Source organism: Vulcaniibacterium thermophilum (genome assembly GCF_007923255.1).
GTDB lineage: Bacteria > Pseudomonadota > Gammaproteobacteria > Xanthomonadales > Xanthomonadaceae > Lysobacter_F > Lysobacter_F thermophilum.
Genome location: NZ_VOHJ01000034.1, coordinates 1 through 19886, shown reverse-complemented (window position 1 = coordinate 19886; position 19886 = coordinate 1). Strand labels below are relative to the sequence as shown.

Here is a 19886-nt window from a genome sequence, read left to right as displayed (position 1 = left end):
ATCGCGTTCGCGCCAGAATGTGAGCGCGCCGTCGCAGCGGGTGCGACCGGCAATCGTTCAGGCAGGCCGCCACCCGGCGGGCGGGCCTACGGCAGCGCGGCGAATTCGACCTTGCCGGGACGGCCGCGGCGTCCGGGAGCGGGCGAGGGCACGGCGGTGTCGATGCGGCCGGCCGGGATGCCCTGGATCACCAGTTGGATCTTCACCGCCTGCGCGCGCTGCCGCGCCAGTTCCCGGTCGTAATCGGGATGATCGCTTGCCTCCGGATGCACGCCGATGCGCACGGCGCCGTCGTGCGCGCGCAGCGCGTGCGCGGCTCGGCTCACCGCGTCCAGGCTGTGCGGCGCGATCGCCGCGCTGTCGGGCTCGAACGCGATCTCCAGACGGTTGAGCCGCGCGAACAACGCGCCGCGGTCGACGCCGGGCCCGCCGGCGGTCGATGCCGGCTCGAACAGGCCGGTCAGCGTCGCCCCCGGGAACGCCCGGCGCGCGTGCTGCCGCAGCGCCGTGCGCGCATCGCGATCGACCGCGCCGCTGAGCTCGATGCGCGCGCCGGCGAACCGCGCCATCGCGCCCGCATGCGCGAACCCGGCCAGGAAGTCGCCCAGGCCGCGCGCCCAGGGCGCGGGCCTGACCCTGGGATCGACGCGGATCTCGCCGCGCGCGCGGGCGCCGTACGCGAGGTCGAGCTGGCGCAGCAGGGCGGCGCGCGTGGCCGCGTCGCCCACCGTGCCTTCGTAGCGCAGCGAATCGGGGTTGTGCGCCAACGTCAGCGTGGCGTCGATCGTGCGGGCGGGCGCGGCGATCGTTCGCGGCGCGGGCGCGTCCGCCGGCGTCTCGCGCCGGCAGGCGCCGAGCGCGAGCGCGGCACACGCCAGTCCGGCCAGGACGGCACGCGCCTGCCTCGAATGCGTATCGAGCATGGGGCTTCCTGTGCGAAAGAGGAAAGGCGAGGGCCCGCCGGGGCCCTCGCCGGTCGACGTCACGGACGCGAGCGGAACTCGATCGTCACCTCGTCCGAGCATTCCTGCGTGCCCTGGTTGCAGACCTTGTACGTCTTGCTCCCGCTGCCGACGATGCGGAACGTGTCGACGAAGCGGCCGGTGTTGCGGCGCGACGCATAGATCGCACCGTCGCGCCAGATGTCGACGTGCCGCTTGCCGCGCTGCCAGGTGAGGGTGACGCGGGTCCGGTGGTTGGACAGTTGCGCCACCGTCGCCGCCTCGCCGCGCGGGTAGTTGGCATCGACGAAGCTGGGATACAGCGAGATCCCGCTGGCCGCATCGAAGCCCTTGATGCGCACGTACCACGTACCGCTCCGCGGCGCCGGGAAGTAGCAGTTCTCGTCGTTGCCGATCCTGAACGGGCGGCAGTCGTACGCGGTGTCGGTCGGACGCTGGCCGCGCCGCACGTACAGGTCGGCGTCGCCGGTGCCGCCGTACATGCCGAACAGCAGATGCGAGGCGCCGTTGGGCACGTCGAGCTGGTAGACGATGCTCGCGTCCTCGGCGACCTCGATGCCGGTGACGGTGACGCCGTTCTCCAGCGGGATGGCGGGCGGCGGCGGCGGCGGGGGCGGGGGATCGGGCGGCAACGGCTGGGCGCCGCTCGCCACCGCGACCGCGTAGCGCGCGTCGAGGATGCCGGCGCCGCACGGCTTCTCGTAGCCGCAGCCGCCGGGGAAGCCGCCGGACGCGTAGGCCGTGTTGCGCAGGATCCGCTCGACCTGCGCCGGCGTCTTCGGCATCGGCGCGGCGGCCTGCATCAGCGCCACCACGCCCGCCACGTGCGGCGCGGCCATCGAGGTGCCCGCATACCACGCGTAGCCGGGCGCGCCCGGTTCGCGCGCGCCGAGGTTCAGGGTGGACAGGATGTTGTGCTCGGCCGGCGCCGCCGCGGTCCCGCCCGGCGCGGCCAGATCCACCGCCTCGCCGTGGTTCGAGTAGGCGGCGCGCGCGCCGTCCGGACCGGTGGCCGCCACTGCCACCACGTTGTTGCAGTTCGCCGGAGTGAAGCCGCCGACGTCGCCGCCGGCGTTGCCGGCCGCGACCACCACCACCGTGCCGCGCGACACCGCGCCGTCGATCGCGTTCTGCATCGCCACGCTGCACGCGCCGCTGCCGCCGAGGCTGAGGTTGATCACCTCCGCCGGCGTCGGGTTGGCCGGGACGCCGGCCACCGTGCCGCCGGAGGCCCACACCACCGCATCGGCGATATCGGACAGATAGCCGCCGCACTTGCCCAGCACGCGCACCGGTTGCACCTTCGCGCCGGGCGCGACGCCGGCCACGCCGGTGGCGTTGCCGGTCGCGGCGGCCACCGTGCCGGCCACGTGCGTGCCGTGCCAACTGCTGTCCTCCGGCGTGCCGAACAGGCTGCACTCGCCGTCGTGCCAGTCGCCGGGGTCGCGGGCGTCGGGATCGCGGCCGTCGCCGTCGCGCGCGGTTTCGAACGTGCCGTCCGGGTCGGCGCCGATGAAGTCGTAACCGGCGATCACGTTGGCGTCGAGGTCGGGGTGCGCGGTGATGCCGGTGTCCAGCACGGCCACGACCGTGCCGTCGCCCCGGCTGATGTCCAGCGCGGGCTCGAGGTCGATCCCGGCGGGGCGGCTCCGGTAGTGCCACTGCTGGGCGTACAGCGGATCGTTCGGTACGAACGCGCGCTGCAGTCGGATGTCCGGCTCCACCGCGATCACGTCGGGATCGCGGCTCAGGGCCAGGATCAGCCGCTTGGCCGCCTGCTTGTCGAGCTTGCGGTCGGTGCGGATCAGCAGCGCGCCGGTGGCGAGCGTGCGCATCGGCGCGATGCCCACGCCCAGCGCGCGGGCCGCTTCGCCGAGCGCCTTGCGGCGCGCGCCGGCGGTGGCCGCGCCCACCCGCGTGCCTCCGCGGTAGCTGACGATGAAACGGTCGTGACGCGGCGCCGGCGCCTTGGCGCCGGGCTTGGCACGGGCGCCGGACATCCCCGGCGTGGCGCGCACGGCCGTGCCGTACCGGCCGCCGGAATGGGCCAGCGGCGCGACCAGCATGGCGGTCGCGACCGCGAGCGCGGTCCACCGCAACGGGCTGTTGCTGAGGTTCATCTGGATCTCCCTTCGCATCCCTGAGGGTTCGGTTCCCGGCGCGCCCCTGGACGTCGGGCATGGTGGCCGCAGGCGGCGGCCGCGCCGATGCGGATGCCCGGGCCTGGCGGCCGGAGCAAGCTGTCCCGCACCTGAATCGATCCTCGGCCGCGGCCTCCGGCGCCACAACTGGGGCGTGCCCCAGATGGACAGCGGCGCGCCGCCGGCCGGTTTGACGCGCGCTCGACGCGCGACCTACAATTCCGTTTCTGTCCGCCCGTCCGGCGGCGCAGACGACCCGATAACTACAGAGGAAGCGGTCATGTACGCAGTTCTGGCCACCGGCGGTAAGCAATACCGCGTCATGCAGGGCGAGACGCTCCGCGTCGAGCTGCTGGATGCCGAAGCCGGCAGCGAAATCAAGCTCGACAACGTCCTGATGCTCGGCGACAGCGACGGCATCAAGGTCGGCGATGCCCTCAAGGGCGCCTACGTCACCGCCAAGGTGATCGGCCACGGCCGCGCCGACAAGGTGCGCATCGTCAAGTTCCGCCGCCGCAAGCACCATCGCAAGCAGATGGGCCACCGGCAGCACTACACCGAAATCCAGATCACCGGCATCGCCGGTGGCAGCAAGTAAGAGAGGAGCGCCGTCATGGCACACAAAAAGGGCGTAGGTTCCACCCGCAACGGCCGCGACTCCAACCCGAAGTACCTGGGCGTCAAGATCTACGGCGGCCAGGACGTCAACGCCGGCAACATCATCGTCCGCCAGCGCGGCACCCAGTTCCATCCGGGTCCGGGCGTCGGCCTGGGCCGCGACCACACGCTGTTCGCGCTGGTCGACGGCCGCGTCGAGTTCTCGACCAAGGGCGCGGCCAAGCGCCGCACCGTGAGCGTGGTGCCCGCGCAGTAAGCGCCGGCGCCGCCGCGCGAAAGGCCCCGCTTCGGCGGGGTTTTTCGTTTGCGCACACCGTGCGGGAATCGGTAGTCGGGAATCGACAGACCGACCCCCGTCATTCCCGGTGCCGCGATTTAGACTCGGGGTGCGCGCGCGAGCGCCTTGCCGTCACGATTCTCCATTCCCGATTCCCGAACCAGATGAAACTCGTCGACGAAGCCGAAATCCAGGTCATTGCCGGCAACGGCGGCAACGGCGCGGTCAGCTTCCGGCGCGAGAAGTTCATTCCGCTCGGTGGGCCGGACGGCGGCGACGGCGGCGACGGCGGCAGCGTGTGGCTGGTGGCCGACGAGAACCTCAACACGCTGGTCGATTTCCGCCATCAGCGCATCTTCCGGGCCCAGCGCGGCGAGAACGGCATGGGCCGGCAGATGTACGGCAAGGCCGGCGCCGATCTGACCATCACGGTGCCGGTCGGCACGGTGGTCATCAACGTCGAGACCGACGAGGTCATCGGCGACATGACCCGCCACGGCGAACGCCTGCTGGTGGCGAAGGGCGGCAAGGGCGGGCTGGGCAACATGCACTTCAAGAGCTCGGTCAACCGCGCCCCGCGCAAGGCGCTGCCGGGTCTGCCGGGCGAGCAGCGCACGCTGAAGCTGGAGCTGAAGCTGCTCGCCGACGTCGGCCTGCTCGGCTTCCCGAACGCCGGCAAGAGCACCTTCATCCGTGCGGTGTCGGCGGCCACGCCGAAGGTGGCCGACTATCCGTTCACCACGCTGTATCCCAACCTCGGCGTGGTCAGCGTGGAGCCGCACCGCAGCTTCGTGATCGCCGACATCCCCGGGCTGATCGAGGGCGCGGCGGAAGGCGCCGGGCTCGGCGCGCAGTTCCTGCGCCACGTGCAGCGCACGCGGCTGCTGCTGCACCTGGTCGACATGGTGCCGATGGACATGGCGGGCGAGGGCGGCGTCGCGGCGATGAGCCCCGCGCAGCAGGTGCGCGCGATCGAGAACGAGCTGCGCAAGCACGACCCCGCGCTGCTGGAGAAGCCGCGCTGGCTGGTGCTCAACAAGGCCGATCTGGTGCTCGACGAGGAGCGCGAGGCGATCGCGCGCGGGATCGTCGAGGAGCTTGGCTGGACCGACCGCTGGTACGTGGTTTCGGCGCTCGGCCGCGAAGGCACCTGGCCGATCATGCAGGACGTGATGGCGTTCTTCGATCGCCTGCGCGAGGAGCAGGCCGAGGCCGGCCGGGCGTGAGCGCGATGCCGGCGGGCGCGCCAGCCGCACGGCGGCGCGCAGGCATGAAAAAACCCGGCCGAAGCCGGGTTCTTTCGTGCAACCCGCAAGTCGGCTCAGGCCGCGGTCTTCAGCGCCTTGATGCGCGCGTTCAGGCGGCTCTTGTGGCGGGCGGCCTTGTTCTTGTGGATCAGGCCGCGCGCGCTCATGCGGTCGAGGATCGGCTGCGCCGCGGCGAAGGCGGACTCGGCGGCCGTCACGTCGTTCGCGTTGAGGGCCTTCAGCACCTTCTTGACGGCGGTACGCAGCATCGAACGCTGGCTGGCGTTGCGGGCGTTGCGCACGATCGCCTGCTTGGCGCGCTTCTTGGCGGACTTGATGTTGGCCACGGGAAAATCCTGGAAACTGGGGTTGGAATGGGGTTGCCTGAAGTCAGACCGGAAAGTATGGGCGATTCAATGGGTTGGGTCAACCTGGCCGGGTGCGGCGGGGGCGGCCGGTGAGCGCCGGGCGACGGCCGGGGATGCTGCGCTCGACGGCCGTGTTCAGCGCGATGACCCTGCTCTCGCGCGTCGCCGGCTACGTCCGCGACGCCCTGCAGGCGCACCTGTTCGGCACCAGCGCCGCGGTGAGCGCGTTCGTCATCGCCTACCGCATCCCGAACTACCTGCGCCGCATCTTCGCCGAAGGGTCGTTCTCCTCCGCGTTCGTGCCGGTGCTGTCCGAGCTGCAGGGCAAGGGCGACGAGAGGGCGCTGCAGGATTTCGTCGATCACGTCGCCGGCGCGTTGCTGGCGGCGGTGGTGCTGGTCACCGGGCTGGGAGTCCTGCTCGCGCCGTGGATCGCGCGACTGTTCCTGCTGTTCGCTGGCGAGCACAACGAGGGGCTGGTGCCGCTGACCGCGGAGATGCTGCGCATCACGTTTCCGTACCTGACCTTCATTTCGATGACCGCGCTGGCGGGCGCGGTGCTCAACACGTTCCGGCATTTCGGCCTGCCGGCGCTGACGCCGGTGCTGCACAACCTCGCGGTGATCGCGGCGATGGTGCTACTGGCCCGGTGGTTCGAGGTGCCGGAGAAGGCGCTCGCCTGGGGCGTGGTCGCGGCCGGGGCGATGCAGCTCGCGGTGCTGTGGCCGGCGATGGCGCGGCTGGGCGTGCGCCCGCGGCTGCGCTTCGGAATGCGTCACCCGGGCGTGCGGCGGGTCGCCCGGTTGATGCTGCCGACGATCTTCTCGTCGTCGGTGGCGCAGGTGAATCTGCTGGTGGGGACCGTGTTCGCTTCGCTGCTGGTCGCCGAGGCCCAGTCGTGGCTGTACTACTCCGACCGGCTGACCGAGCTGCCGCTCGGGCTGTTCGGGGTGGCGGTCGGCACGGTGATCCTGCCGCAGTTGTCGCGCCATCACGCCGATGCCGACACGGGTGGCTATTCGAAGGCGCTGGACTGGGGCCTGCGGATCGTGCTGCTGGTCGGTCTGCCGGCGGCGCTGGGGCTCGCGCTGCTGGCCGAGCCGCTGACCGCCACGCTGTTCCTGCATGGCGAGTTCAGCCCGCGCGACACCGCGATGGTCGGTTACGCGCTGGTGGCGATGAGCGCGGGCATTCCGACCTTCATGCTCAGCAAAGTGCTGCTGCCTGCGTTCTACGCGCGCCAGGACACGCGCACGCCGATGCGCGCCGCGGTGCGCACGGTGATCGCCAACGTGGCGCTGACCGTCGCGATCGTCACCCCGCTGTGGTGGTGGCGCGTGCCGTACGCGCATGCCGGCATCGCCGCCGCCACCGCGATCGCCGGGGTGCTCAACGCCTGGCTGCTGTGGCGCGCGCTCAGGCGCGAGGGCGTCTACGTGGCGCAGCCGGGCTGGGGGCGCTGGATGCTGCGCATCCTGGCGGCGCTGGCGGTCATGACGCTCGCGGTGCTGGCGGTGCGGCACCAGGTGGGGGCGTGGGCCGCGCTCGACTGGAAGGCGCGCGTGGCGTGGCTGCTGGCGGCGGTCGGCGCGGGCGCGGGGGCGTACGGCGCGACGCTGGTCGCGCTCGGCCTGCGGCCGCGCCATCTGCGCCATTGAGCCGCGACGCGGCGGCTATACTCTGAGCGGATGAGCAGGCTTTTCCGGGACGTCGAAGGTTCGACGCGGTGCCCGCTCGGCAGCGTGATCTGCATCGGCGCCTTCGACGGCCTGCATCTTGGCCATCAGGCGCTGGTGCGTCACGCCGTCGCGCGCGCCCGCGCCCTCGGCGTGCCCGCGGTGGCGCTCACCTTCGAGCCGCTGCCGCGCGAGTTCTTCCTGCCGCACGATCCGCCGCCGCGCCTGCAGTCGGCGCGCGAGAAGGTCGAAGGCCTGTGGGCGCTCGGCGTCGAGCAGGTCGGGCTGCTGCGCTTCGGCGCGCGGCTGGCGGCGATGGAGGCGGAGACGTTCGTGCGGCGGGTGCTGGTCGAGCGCCTGCGTGCGCGCGAGGTGTGGGTCGGTCCGGGCTTCCGCTTCGGCCGCGGGCGCGGCGGGGATCTCGCGCTGCTGCGCTCGCTCGGCGGCGGCTGCGGGTTCGAGGCCGGCGAGATCGCGCCGCTGACGGTCGATGGCGAGCGCGTGTCCAGCAGCGCCGTGCGCGCCGCGCTGGCGGCCGGCGAGTTCGCGCATGCCGCGCGCCTGCTCGGCCGGCCGTACGCGATCGAGCGCCGGGTGATGCGCGGCCGGCAGCTCGGCCGTGCGCTCGGTTATGCGACCGCCAACCTCGGCTTCCACGGCAGGCGGCCGGCGCTGTCCGGCATCTTCGCCACCTGGGTGCACGGCGTCGGCGAGCGTCCGTGGCCGTCGGTGTCGAGCCTGGGCACGCGGCCGACCGTGCATGGCGTGGAGCCGCTGCTGGAAGCGCACCTGTTCGATTTCGACGGCGATCTCTACGGCCGCCGCATCCGTGTCGAGTTCGTCGCGCGCCTGCGCGAGGAACGCAAATTCCCCGATCTGCCGAGCCTGGCCGCGCAGATGGACCGCGACGCCGCGCAGGCGCGCGCCCTTCTCATGCAAGAACAACGACGAGCATCCGCGTGAGTTCCGACCCCAGCGCCAACCCGTACAAGGCCACCCTGCACCTGCCCGCGACCGAGTTCCCGATGCGCGGGGACCTGCCCAAGCGCGAACCGGAGACGCTCGCGCGCTGGGAGGCGGAGGGGCTGTACGCGCGAATCCGCGAGAGGACCGCGCAGCGCGAGCGCAAGTTCGTGCTGCACGACGGCCCGCCGTACGCCAACGGCACCATCCACATCGGCCACGCGGTCAACAAGGTGCTGAAGGACATCGTGGTGAAGTCCAAGCTGTTGTCCGGCTTCGACGCGCCCTACGTGCCGGGCTGGGACTGCCACGGCCTGCCGATCGAGCACCAGGTCGAGAAGAAATACGGCAAGGTCGGCGACAAGCTCGACGCGAAGGCGTTCCGGCGGAAGTGCCGCGAGTACGCCGCCGAGCAGATCGATCTGCAGCGCCGCGACTTCAAGCGCCTCGGCGTGCTCGGCGAGTGGGACGAGCCCTACCGCACGATGACCTTCCGCTACGAGGCGGACATCGTGCGTTCGCTGGCGAAGATCGTCGAACGCGGCCATCTGGTGCGCGGCGTGAAGCCGGTGCACTGGTGCTTCGACTGCGGCTCGGCGCTCGCGGAAGCCGAGATCGAGTACGCCGACAAGACCTCGCCGGCGATCGACGTCGCCTACCTCGCGCGCGATCCGCAGGCGCTGGCGCGCGCGTTCGGGGTCGAAGTCGCGCCCGGCACCGAGGTGGCCGTGCCGATCTGGACCACCACGCCGTGGACGCTGCCGGCGAGCGTTGCGGTGACGCTCGGCGCCGAGCTGCCGTACGTGCTGGTCGAAGGCCCGCGCACGCCGTCCGGCGCGCGCCGCCTGCTGGTGCTGGCGGAGGCGCTGGCGGAGAAGGCGCTGGCGCGCTATGGCGTGGAAGGCGCGCAGGTGCTGGGCCGTGCCAAGGGCCAGGCGCTGGAGCTGCAGGTGCTCGCGCATCCGTTCTACGACGGGCGCGACGTTCCGCTGCTGCTCGGCGAGCACGTCTCGGCCGAGGAGGGCACCGGCGCGGTGCACACCGCGCCCGGCCACGGCCAGGAGGACTTCGCGGTCGGCCAGCAGTACGGCCTGCTCGGCCGCTACACCGCCGCGCAGATCAATCCGGTCGACGCCCGCGGCGTGTACCTGCCTTCGACGCCGCCGGCCGGCGAGGCGACGATCGCCGGTGTGCACATCTGGAAAGCCAACGACGTGCTGATCGACGCGCTGCGCGCGCGCGGCGTGCTGCTGGCCGCGCGCAGCCTGCAGCACAGCTATCCGCACTGCTGGCGGCACAAGACACCGGTCGCGTTCCGCGCCACGCCGCAGTGGTTCATCTCGATGGAACAGGCGAACCTGCGTCGCGACGCGCTCGGCGCGATCCGCAGCGTGCAGTGGTTCCCCGAGTGGGGCGAGGCGCGCATCGCGGCGATGGTCGAGGGCCGTCCCGACTGGTGCATCAGCCGCCAGCGCACCTGGGGCGTGCCGATCGCGCTGTTCGTCGACCGCGAGACCGGCGCGCCGCATCCGCGCGCCGCCGAGCTGATGCGGCAGGTGGCCGAGCGGATCGAGCGCGAGGGCGTGGATGCCTGGTACGACCTCGACCCGGCCGAGCTGCTCGGCGACGAGGCCGCGCGCTACGAGAAGATCACCGACATCCTCGACGTCTGGTTCGATTCCGGCGTCAGCCACGAATGCGTGCTCGCGCAGCGCCCGGAGGACGGGCTGCGCAAGCCGGCCGATCTCTACCTCGAAGGCTCCGACCAGCACCGCGGCTGGTTCCAGAGCGCGCTGCTCACCGGCGTGGCGATGGACGGCGCGGCGCCGTACCGGCAGGTGCTCACGCACGGCTTCACCGTCGATGCGCAGGGCAAGAAGATGTCGAAGTCGCTCGGCAACGTGGTCGAGCCGCAGAAGGTGATCGGCGCGATGGGCGCCGACGTGCTGCGGCTGTGGATCGCCTCGACCGACTACCGCAACGAGATGGCGGTGTCCGACGACATCCTCAAACGCAGCGCCGACGTCTACCGCCGCCTGCGCAACACCGGGCGTTTCCTGCTCGCCAACCTCAACGGCTTCGATCCGGCGCGCCATCTGCGCACGCTGGACGACATGGTGGCGCTCGACCGCTGGATCGTGCACCGCGCGCACGAGCTGCAGGGCCGCATCGCCGAGGCCTACGCGCGCTACGACTTCGCCGAGGTGGTACAGATCCTGTCGAACTTCTGCAGCGTGGACCTCGGCGCGCTCTACCTCGACGTCACCAAGGACCGGCTGTACACCATGCCGGAGGACTCGCACGGCCGCCGCTCGGCGCAGAGCGCGATGTACCGCATCGCCGAGGCGTTCGTGCGCTGGATCGCGCCGATCCTCACCTTCACCGCCGACGAGATGTGGCGCTACCTGCCGGGCGAGCGCGACGGCCACGTGCTGTTCACCACCTGGTACGAGGGCCTGGCGCCGCTGCCGGCGGGGGGCGGGCTCGATACGGCGCGTTTCGAGCGCCTGCTCGCCCTGCGCGAGGAAGTGACCAGGACGCTGGAGCCGATGCGGGCGGCCGGCGAGATCGGCGCGGCGCTCGAGGCCGAAATCGCGATCGACGCGCCGGCGGAGGAGGCGGCCTGGCTGGCGCCGCTGCAGGAGGAGCTGCGCTTCCTGTTCATCAGCGGCGATGTCGAGGTGCGCGCGGGCGAGGCGCTGCGCGTGAGCGCGCGGCCCACCGCCAAGCCCAAGTGCGTGCGCTGCTGGCACCACCGGGCCGACGTCGGTCTCGTCGCCGCGCATCCGCACCTGTGCGGGCGCTGCGTGAGCAACGTCGAAGGGCCGGGCGAGCGGCGGCAGTGGTTCTGAGCCGCGGCCGGTCGTCGGCATTGGACAGTTCGAGCGGTCGCGCCGGACGGCGCGGCCCACATTCCGGGATACCCGCATGAGCGTCATCCAACGCAACGCCTTGCCCTGGCTGCTGGTTTCGGTGGCCGTGATCGCCCTCGACCAGCTCACCAAGCAGTGGGTCCTGACCAGCCTGCCCGAACACGTCGCCGTACCGGTGATCGACGGCTTCTGGAACTGGTACCGCACCTACAACACCGGCGCCGCCTTCAGCTTCCTGAGCGACGCCGGCGGCTGGCAGAAGTATTTCTTCGTCGTGCTGGCGGTGGCCATCAGCGGTCTGCTGACCGCCTGGCTGCGCCGGACCCCGCGTGGCGACTGGAAGACCGCGCTGCCGTTCGCGCTGGTGATCGGCGGCGCGATCGGCAACGTGATCGACCGCCTGCTGCACGGCCACGTGGTCGACTTCATCCAGTGGTACTGGCGCGACTGGTACTGGCCGGCGTTCAACGTGGCCGACAGCGCGATCGTGGCCGGCGCGGTCGGGATCGCGCTGTCCGGGCTTCTGGCGAAGCCGAAGGCCGCCGTTCGGTGACCGGGCGTAGAATCGCCACGATGGACGTCCTGCTCGCCAATCCCCGCGGCTTCTGCGCCGGCGTCGACCGCGCGATCGAAATCGTCAAGCGCGCGATCGAACTGCTCGGCCCGCCGATCTACGTGCGCCACGAGGTGGTGCACAACCGTTTCGTGGTCGAGGACCTGCGCCGGCGCGGCGCGATCTTCGTCGAGGAGCTGGACGAGGTGCCCGACGGCGCCACCGTGATCTTCAGCGCGCACGGCGTTTCGCAGGCGGTTCGTTCCGAGGCGGCGCGGCGCGGCCTGAAGGTCTTCGACGCCACCTGTCCGCTGGTGACCAAGGTGCATATGGAAGTGGCGCGGCACTGCCGCGCCGGGCGCGACGTGGTGCTGATCGGCCACGCCGGCCACCCCGAGGTCGAAGGCACGATGGGGCAGTGGAACCGTGAGTGCGCCGGTGGCCGGATCTACCTGGTCGAGGATATCGACGACGTCGCCGCGCTCGAGGTCGGCCAGCCGGACAATCTCGCCTACACCACGCAGACCACGCTGTCGGTGGACGACACCCGCGCGGTGATCGAGGCGCTCAAGGCCAAGTTCCCGGCGATCCAGGGGCCGAAGAACGACGACATCTGCTACGCCACCCAGAACCGCCAGGACGCCGTGCGCGAGCTGGCGCGGCATTGCGAGCTGGTGCTGGTGGTGGGCTCGCCCAACAGTTCCAACTCCAACCGCCTGCGCGAGTTGGCCGAGCGGGAGGGAGTGGAAGCCTACCTGATCGATGGCGCGGACGAGATCGACCCGGCCTGGATCGTCGGCCGGCGCACGGTCGGCGTGACGGCCGGCGCCTCGGCGCCGGACATCCTGGTGCAGGGGGTGCTGGACCGGCTGCGCGCGCTCGGCGCCGGCAGCGTCCGCGAGCTGTCCGGGGAGCCGGAGAACATGGTGTTCGCGCTGCCCAAGGAGCTGCGGGTCACGCTCGTCGATTGACCGCAGCTCACGCCGCGCCTACACTGCGCGGCTCACGCCGGAATAGCTCAGCTGGTAGAGCGGCGCATTCGTAATGCGTAGGTCGTAGGTTCGAATCCTATTTCCGGCACCAGTGTTGCGAACGCCGGGGCGACGAACTCGCCCCGGCGTTTTTTCTTGGGTAGCGCCCAACCTTCCGCACCCGGATGCTCGACGTCCTGCGAACGTTCCCGCGCCCGGTGAACGGTGCCGGTTCGCCATCCGGGCGAACGTCGGGACCCATTCCGACGAGCGCCAGCACTTCAATGGGTCCTGTTCCCTCAACCTGAGCCTGACGAAGGACGCCGCGACGACCGGGTCGGGTGCGGCGCGCGACCCGGCGACGAGCGGCTTTCCCGCTCCTCGTCCCGGCGAATGCCGGATCCATTTCGACGAGCGCCAGCATCCTTTTCGATGGGCCCCGGCTCGCTCATCCTGAGCCGGACGAGGACGCCGCGACGACGGGGTTGGGTGCGGCGCAACCCGGCGACGAGCGGCTTCCCGCTCCTCATCCCGGCGAATGCCTGGATCCATTTCGTCGAGTGCGAGTATCCCTTTGACGAATGCCGGCCTCCCTTTCGACGGGAGGGGCCGCCTCGCATTGCGCGATCCTGACACCGCCGCTCCGCGAGATGCGCGTCGATGCCCGCCTCCGCGAACGATGCCGCTTCCGGCATGCGTGCGTCGCGGGCGCATACACGTTGGTGAACCTTTCGTGAGGAAACGGGCACTGCATCAAACGTGCCTCGGGATTTTGACCTGTTCATCAAGTCGCTCGACCTAGGCTTGCGCACGCCTCGCGCATTCCGGTGCGCGCTGGCGGGCCCACCGTCCAAGGAACGCCGTGCAGCGGCGGGACGAAGGAACGGGCCCGGCAACACGCGCGTCGTTTCGGTCCCGGACGGCGCAAACCCTTGCGCAACTCTCAACCGGCTGCGAAGACCCATGGATGACGCCAAGCTTGAAGCGGCGAGCGCGATCGCGCTGGCAGTCACGCTGTTCCTGATCTTCACCGTGCGGCCGCTGGCGCGCCGGTTCGGGCTGGTCGACAAGCCCAACGAGCGCAAGCGTCATCGCGGCAGCGTGCCGCTGATCGGCGGGCTGTGCTTCTTCCTGGGTACCGTGGTCGGACTGGCCTACGCCGGCTACGTCGACCGCACCATCGCCACGCTGATGATCCCGAGCGGCCTGATCGTGATGGTGGGCGTGCTCGACGATCTGTTCGATCTGAGCGTGCGTCTGCGTCTGGCCGTCCAGGCGGCCGCGGCGGTGATGGTGATCGCCGCCAGCGGGCTGTACCTCGATCACGCCGGACGCCTGTTCGGCGATGCGCCGTTCGCGCTCGGCGCGCTCGGCATTCCGCTGAGCGTGATCGCGGTGATCGGCCTCATCAACGCCTTCAACATGCTCGACGGCATCGACGGGCTGGCGGCGAGCATCGCGATGGTCGCGATCGCCGCGATCTTCCTCTATTCGGGCGGCAGCGCGGGCGCGATGACCGGCGTGCTGCTGCTGCTGCAGGTGCTGTTCGCGGCGTTGGTGCCGTACCTGTGCGTCAACCTCGGCTGGCCGGACGGCCGCAAGGTGTTCATGGGCGATGCCGGCAGCACGCTGATCGGTTTCCTGCTGGCGTGGAGCCTGATCTTCATGTCGCACAGTTCGGTCGACCGGCTCGCGCCGGTGGACGCGCTGTGGGTGGTCGCGGTGCCGGTGATGGATACCCTCGGCGTGATGTACCGCCGGGCCCGGCGCGGCGTGTCGGTGTTCAAGCCGGACCGCCAGCATCTGCACCACCTGCTGCAGGACGCCGGCCTGACGCCGCGCATGGCGCTGGCGGTGATCGTGGCGATGGCGGTGACGCTGGTGGCGGTCGGCTACGTGCTGCGCGCCGTGCCCGACCTGCTCAACCTGACGCTGTTCCTCGCGGTGCTGGCGTCCTACGTCCTGCTGTTCCAGACCGCGCTGGAGCGCGCGCGCCTGCTGGTGCGCGGCCGTCACGGGCTGCAGGCAGGCGAGCCGACGTTGGCGGCGGCATCGGGCAACGAGCCCGCGCCGCCGGCGCGCGAGCCCTCGACGCCTCCGCTGCGCGCGCTGTGCGTGGCGGGCAGTTCGCCCGAGACCTTGCAGCTTGCGCCGATCGTGCGCGAACTGGAGCAGGACGGCCGCTTCGACGCGCGCTTCTGCGTGGCGGCGCCCGATCCGGGCGAGCAGGAGCGCGTGCTCGGGCTGTTCGGGATCCGCCCGGACGCGCGGATCGAGCTTCCGCCGTCCGCCGCCCACGGCGCGATCGACGCCGAGACGATGAACGGCATGAAGCGTCTGCTCGGCGAGTTCCGTCCGGACGTGGTGCTGGTGCCGGGCGATTCGCCGGCCACCCTGGCCGCTTCGCTGGCGGCGTTCTCGCAGCGCATTCCGATCGCGCGCATCGAAAGCGCGTTGCCGGACGAGGCGCGCGGGGCGCGTGCGGATGCGGTCAGTCGCCGCCTGAGCTCGCTGCTGGCGACGGTGAACATCGCGCCGTCCGAATGCCGCGGCCGGCGTCTGCTCGATACCGGCATCCCGGCCGAGCGCATCGTGCTGGCGCCGAACGCCGCCAGCGCGTCGCTGCGAGCCGCGGTGCGGCGGATCGACGCCGATCCCGAGCTTCGCGCCGCGCTCGCGCAGACGTTCTCGCACCTGCGCGAGGGGCACCCGCTGCTGCTGGTGTCCTGCTGCGGACGGCTGATCGAGACCTTCACGCCGCTCTACCGCTCACTCGCGCGGATCGCGGCGCAGCGCCCCGACCTGGACATCGTCTGCGCCCTGGACGACCCCGACCACCTGCGCGCCGACGCGTTGCGCCGCGACTTCTCCAACGTCCACCTGATCGCCCCGCGCGACTACCTCGCCTTCGCCTGCCTGCTCGAACGCGCGAGCGTGATCCTCGCCGCCTCGACCGAAGTGGCGCAGGACGTCGCGCCGCTGGGCAAGCCGGTGCTGCTGCTGCAACGCGACGACGCCGGCGTGGCGGTCGATGCCGCCAACGTGATGCCCGTGCGCGCCGAGCGCGACGGCATCGCGGCGAGCGTCTTGACGCTGCTTTCCGACCCGGTGGCGTACGAACGGATGTGCCTGCCCGAGCCCGCCGGCGAGGATGCGTGCAGGCGCGTGGTGGAGACGCTGGCCAGCCTGCGTCCCGCCGCCGATCCGACGCCGGCCGAGAGCTGGGCCGGACTGCCGGTGGCGCCCATCGTCCAGGGCGTTTCCGGCTCGTCTTGAAAGAGGTCCCGGGATGGGGCCGCGGCGCGCGTCTTTCCACGGGCGCGACGCCGCAACCAGGCCGCCGGCGATGACACCGGCGCGATGTCCACCTGAGATGGCTGACCGACATGGCTGCGAATCCGACCCCCCGAGCCGCGACCAACGCGGTCCCTCCGCGTAACGACGAGATCGACCTGCGCACGTTCGTCGGCGTTCTTTCCGACCACAAATGGCTGATCCTGATCGGCACCGGCCTGTTCTTCCTGGCCGCGTCGCTGTACGTGCTGCTGGCCACGCCGAAGTACGAGGCCAGCGCCGTCGTGCAGGTGCAGTCGATGCCCTCGCCGGTGCCCGGCATCAATCCGGAAGGCGGCGCGCAGGCGATCGCGGTGACCGAGGCGCGCTCGGCCACCGAGATCCCGCTGCTGGGTTCGCGCCAGGTGCTGGGCGAGGCGGTGCGCAACCTGGGCCTGGACGTCGAGGTCAAGCCGATGCGGCTGCCCGTGCTGGGCAACTTCATGGCGCGCCGTCACGACGGCACCAACCCGGATGCGCTCGCTTCGCCGTGGCTCGGGCTGTCCGGCTTCGGCTGGGGCGGCGAGCGGCTGGAGATCGGCCGTTTCGAGGTGCCGGCCGAACTGTTGAGCCAGCCGCTGAAGCTGGTGGCGGGCGAGGGCGGCCGCTGGACGCTGTTCGCCGACGGCCGTGAGCTGCTGAGCGGACGCGCGGGGCAGACGGCCACCGGCAACGGCGTCACCCTCCAGGTCACGCGGCTGCAGGCCAATCCCGGCATGCGGTTCGAGGTGCTCCGACACGATCCGCTGGCGGTCATGGAGCAGTTGAAGAAGGACATCGAGGTCTCCGAACAGGGCCGCGAGTCCGGCGTGATCACGCTGCGCTACTCGCATCCGGATCCGGTCGTCGCCCAGCAGGTGATCGCGCAGGTCAGCAACAGCTACGTGCGCCAGAACCAGATGCGCTTCTCGGCCGAGGCGGCCAAGCGGCTCGACTTCGTGCGCAAGCAGTTGCCGAAGGTGGAGGCCGAACTGGCGCGCGCGCAGAAGGCGCTGAGCGATTACCAGACCCGGACCCGCACGCTCGACGTGGCCGCGCAGCATCAGGCCCTGCTGAGCCAGAGCCTGGCGCTGGATTCCTCGATCGCGCAGTTGCGCGTGCAGGAGGCGGAAGTCGCCGGCCGCTACACCAACCTGCATCCGCAGCGCCGTTCGATCAACGAGCAGATCGCGCGCTTCCAGCGTCAGAAGGCCGCGCTCGAGAGCCGCATCGCCGCGCTGCCGGATACCCAGGAAGGGCTGTTCCGGCTGACGCGCGACCTCGAGGTCATCAACCGCACCTACGCCAACCTGCTCGATCAGGCGCAGCAGCTCGACATCGCGCGCGCCAGCGCGGTCGGCACCGCGCGCGTGATCGATCCGGCGGCGGTGCGCGCCGACCAGCCGTCCAGCCCGCGTGCGGTGCCGGTGCTCGCCGGCGCCACGGCGGCGGGCGCGCTGCTGATGGTGGCCTTCGTGCTGCTGCGCTACTCGCTGCGGCGCGCGGTCGAGGATCCGGCCGACGTGGAGGCGCTCGGCGTCCCCGTGTACGCCTCGATCCCGTACAGCCCGAAGGCGCGCGCCGCGATGGCGCGCCCGAAGGGGCAGGCCAACCTGCTCGCGCTCAACGCGCCCAACGACATGGCGATGGAGGCGCTGCGCGGCCTGCGCACGAACCTGCTGCTCTCGCGCCTGCACGGCGGCAGCAACCTGCTGATGATCGCCGCGCCGAGCCCGGGCGTCGGCAAGACCTTCGTGTGCGCCAACCTCGCCGCCAGCATCGCCCTCACCGGCCAGCGCGTGCTGCTGATCGATGCGGACATGCGGCGTGGCACGCTGCACGACGCGCTCGGCACGCGCTCGGAAGGCGGTCTCGCCGAGCTGCTGGCCGGCAAGCTGTCCGTCGAGGAGGCGTTGCGGACCGCGCCGGGCCTGGAGAACCTGCACTTCCTCTCGCGCGGTGCCGCGCCGCCGAACCCGTCCGAGCTGCTGATGCACCCGAACTTCCAGCGCGTGCTGAAGGAGCTGGCGCCCCGGTTCGACATGGTGCTGATCGATACCCCGCCGGTGCTGGCGGTGACCGATGCGACGGTCATCGGCCATCACGTGGGCACCAGCCTGATGGTCGTGCGCTATGGCCTCAGCGAGCAGCGCGAGGTGGCCACGGCGATCCGCCGGCTGGAGCAGAACGGCGTCGAAGTGGCCGGTGCCATCTTCAACGCGGTCGAGAACCGGCTGTCGGGCCGCTACGCGTACACCCACTACGAGTACGCGCCGGAAGTCGAGACGTCGCGGCGCGGCGGCTTCCTGTCCGGCCGCGGCGGACGCCGCACGGCCCCCGCCCGGCGTGCCCACTGAAGGAGCGAGCGCATGCAGATCGTGATGTCGCCTTTCTACGGAAAGGTCGACTTGAGCCCGGTGACGGCCCCGGGCGCGGACCGGGGCCCGCTCGACCGCGTGTCCGTCGCCGACGTGCTGCGCAACGGGTTCGTCTACCCGCCGCACTCGATCTACGAGGACGTGAAGCTGGTGACGTTCGGCTTCTCGCAGGATGAGGACATGTGCGGCTCGCCGCGCTTCCGTTTCAAGTTCCGCGACGCCGGCAAGTCGCCGGCGCCGAGCGGCGCGCGCGAGTACTGGGTGCAGGGCTGGCACGAGCGGCTGGTGGCGGCGATCCGCCGCGCCACCGATGAGATCCGCCGGCCCTGGCTGCTGCAGAGCGGCGGCAAGGACTCCACCGCGATGGCGATCGGCGTCGCTGAGGCGCGGCCAGACACCACTTGCCTCACCTACCTCGGCGGGCATGAGGAGAACGAAGTCGACTCCGCGCGGCACGTCGCGCACAAGCTCGGTCTGCGGCACGAGGCGCTGGTGTGCGATCCCGGCCGCGCGTACGACCGCTATCTCGGCATCGTCGACCGGATGCCGTTGCTGACCGGCGATTTCGCGCTGCTGTCCTACGTCGACTTGGCCACCGAGGTCGCGGGTCATGGAGGCGACGGCGTCATCGACGGGCTCGGCACGGACAGCTACTTCGGCAATCCCGAGAATCGCCAGAAGCACATCCTGAGCATGCTGGCGCGCGGCTGGCGGCTGCCGCGCTGGGTGATGGAGCTGCCGCTGGTGGAGCGCAGCTTCGCGCTCTGCTTCATGCTCGGCACCGTGCAGATGAATCGCGACGAGCGCATCTTCCCGGGCTCGCGCTTCACCGATGCCGAGGTCGACGAGCTGTTCGGCGCGCCGATGGCGGCGCGCTCGCGCGCGCGCCTGGAGGTGTTCCGCGACGAGATCGAAAGCTCGGTCAACCCCGACGAGCGGCGCGACATCATCATGTCCATCGCCGGCTCGACCGGCGCGTTCGCCAAGGGCCTGTTCACCGCCAGCGCGCTTTCGCTGCGGATGGCGTATCCGTTCTGCGATCCGGAACTGCGCGAGTGGGTCTACTCCGAGGTTCCGCGCTCGCATCTGGTCGATCCGGTGACCAAGGAGAACAAGGCGCTGATGCGCGCGTACATCGCCAGCCGCTTCGGCAAGCTGCCCTACGTCGAGCGCAAGGGCAGTTTCCGGTTCGATCTGCGCGGGCTGGCGCGTGCCCGCTACGAGCAGGTGCACGCGCAGGCGCGTCAGGCGCGCGACATCCTGCCCGGCGCGCAGGCATGGCTCGAGCGCAACCGCCGGCGTCTGGACAACAAGTACTTCGCGTCGAAGTTCTACCTGCTGGCGGTGCTGCTGCCCTGGTTCCTGGTGCGGCGCGATGGCGCGCGTCAGGAAGCCGCCCCGGCCGCCGCCACCGAGCCCGCGCTGGCCCGTGCCTGAGATCGACCGTGGCCGCCGCCGCCTGCTGATGGGCGCGGCCGCGCTGCCGGTGGCGTTCGCCGCCGGCGCGCGCGCCGGAGCTCCCGCGCGCGCGCGGGGCGCGGCGGTGC

14 protein-coding genes and 1 tRNA gene are annotated in these 19886 nt (G+C 71.3%); 12 read left to right on the top strand and 3 right to left on the bottom strand.

Going from position 1 to position 19886, the window contains the following annotated elements; translation table 11 throughout:
- Positions 1–86: 86 nt before the first annotated feature.
- Together FQY64_RS12170 and FQY64_RS12165 are read right to left on the bottom strand one after the other, a co-directional pair.
- Positions 87–923, bottom strand: a complete 837-nt coding sequence (locus tag FQY64_RS12170) for an OmpA family protein (RefSeq protein WP_146474608.1) — start codon at positions 921–923, stop codon at positions 87–89.
- Positions 924–982: 59 nt separating this feature from the next.
- On the bottom strand, positions 983–3082 hold the full coding sequence (locus FQY64_RS12165) for a S8 family peptidase (protein ID WP_146474606.1): 2100 nt from the start codon (positions 3080–3082) through the stop codon (positions 983–985).
- Positions 3083–3383: 301 nt separating this feature from the next.
- Between FQY64_RS12165 and rplU the strand changes: the two genes are divergently transcribed.
- From rplU to obgE, 3 genes are all read left to right on the top strand, one after another.
- Positions 3384–3701: a 50S ribosomal protein L21 gene (gene rplU / locus FQY64_RS12160; RefSeq protein ID WP_146474604.1), complete on the top strand. Its 318-nt coding sequence runs from the start codon at positions 3384–3386 to the stop codon at positions 3699–3701.
- A 15-nt stretch (positions 3702–3716) separates the two neighbouring features.
- Positions 3717–3977, top strand: coding sequence for a 50S ribosomal protein L27 (gene rpmA, locus FQY64_RS12155; RefSeq protein ID WP_146474602.1), 261 nt, complete (start codon positions 3717–3719; stop codon positions 3975–3977).
- A gap of 185 nt (positions 3978–4162) precedes the next feature.
- Positions 4163–5224, top strand: a complete 1062-nt coding sequence (gene obgE, locus FQY64_RS12150) for a GTPase ObgE (protein WP_146474600.1) — start codon at positions 4163–4165, stop codon at positions 5222–5224.
- 95 nt (positions 5225–5319) lie between these two features.
- Here the strand turns inward: obgE and rpsT are convergent, their stop codons facing one another.
- Complete coding sequence (rpsT, locus tag FQY64_RS12145) at positions 5320–5592, bottom strand: 30S ribosomal protein S20 (RefSeq protein ID WP_146474598.1); 273 nt, start codon at positions 5590–5592, stop codon at positions 5320–5322.
- 134 nt (positions 5593–5726) lie between these two features.
- Between rpsT and murJ the strand changes: the two genes are divergently transcribed.
- From murJ to FQY64_RS12100, 9 genes are all read left to right on the top strand, one after another.
- A complete protein-coding gene (gene murJ, locus FQY64_RS12140) occupies positions 5727–7271 on the top strand; it encodes a murein biosynthesis integral membrane protein MurJ (protein ID WP_146474596.1) in 1545 nt (514 codons plus the stop codon).
- A 30-nt stretch (positions 7272–7301) separates the two neighbouring features.
- Positions 7302–8252 (top strand): bifunctional riboflavin kinase/FAD synthetase, encoded by a 951-nt coding sequence (locus tag FQY64_RS12135; RefSeq protein ID WP_146474594.1) that lies wholly within the window; start codon positions 7302–7304, stop codon positions 8250–8252.
- Positions 8253–8314: 62 nt separating this feature from the next.
- On the top strand, positions 8315–11104 hold the full coding sequence (ileS, locus tag FQY64_RS12130) for an isoleucine--tRNA ligase (protein ID WP_222431789.1): 2790 nt from the start codon (positions 8315–8317) through the stop codon (positions 11102–11104).
- 76 nt (positions 11105–11180) lie between these two features.
- Positions 11181–11678: a signal peptidase II gene (gene lspA / locus FQY64_RS12125; RefSeq protein ID WP_146474590.1), complete on the top strand. Its 498-nt coding sequence runs from the start codon at positions 11181–11183 to the stop codon at positions 11676–11678.
- Between the two features lie 20 nt (positions 11679–11698).
- A complete protein-coding gene (gene ispH / locus FQY64_RS12120) occupies positions 11699–12649 on the top strand; it encodes a 4-hydroxy-3-methylbut-2-enyl diphosphate reductase (protein ID WP_146474588.1) in 951 nt (316 codons plus the stop codon).
- 36 nt (positions 12650–12685) lie between these two features.
- Positions 12686–12761: transfer RNA gene (locus tag FQY64_RS12115), tRNA-Thr, on the top strand.
- Positions 12762–13612: 851 nt separating this feature from the next.
- A complete protein-coding gene (locus tag FQY64_RS12110) occupies positions 13613–15925 on the top strand; it encodes a UDP-N-acetylglucosamine 2-epimerase (RefSeq protein WP_146474586.1) in 2313 nt (770 codons plus the stop codon).
- A 110-nt stretch (positions 15926–16035) separates the two neighbouring features.
- Positions 16036–18318, top strand: a complete 2283-nt coding sequence (locus FQY64_RS12105; protein ID WP_146474584.1) for a polysaccharide biosynthesis tyrosine autokinase — start codon at positions 16036–16038, stop codon at positions 18316–18318.
- 99 nt (positions 18319–18417) lie between these two features.
- Complete coding sequence (locus FQY64_RS12100) at positions 18418–19776, top strand: asparagine synthase-related protein (RefSeq protein WP_186760977.1); 1359 nt, start codon at positions 18418–18420, stop codon at positions 19774–19776.
- Positions 19777–19886: the final 110 nt, after the last annotated feature.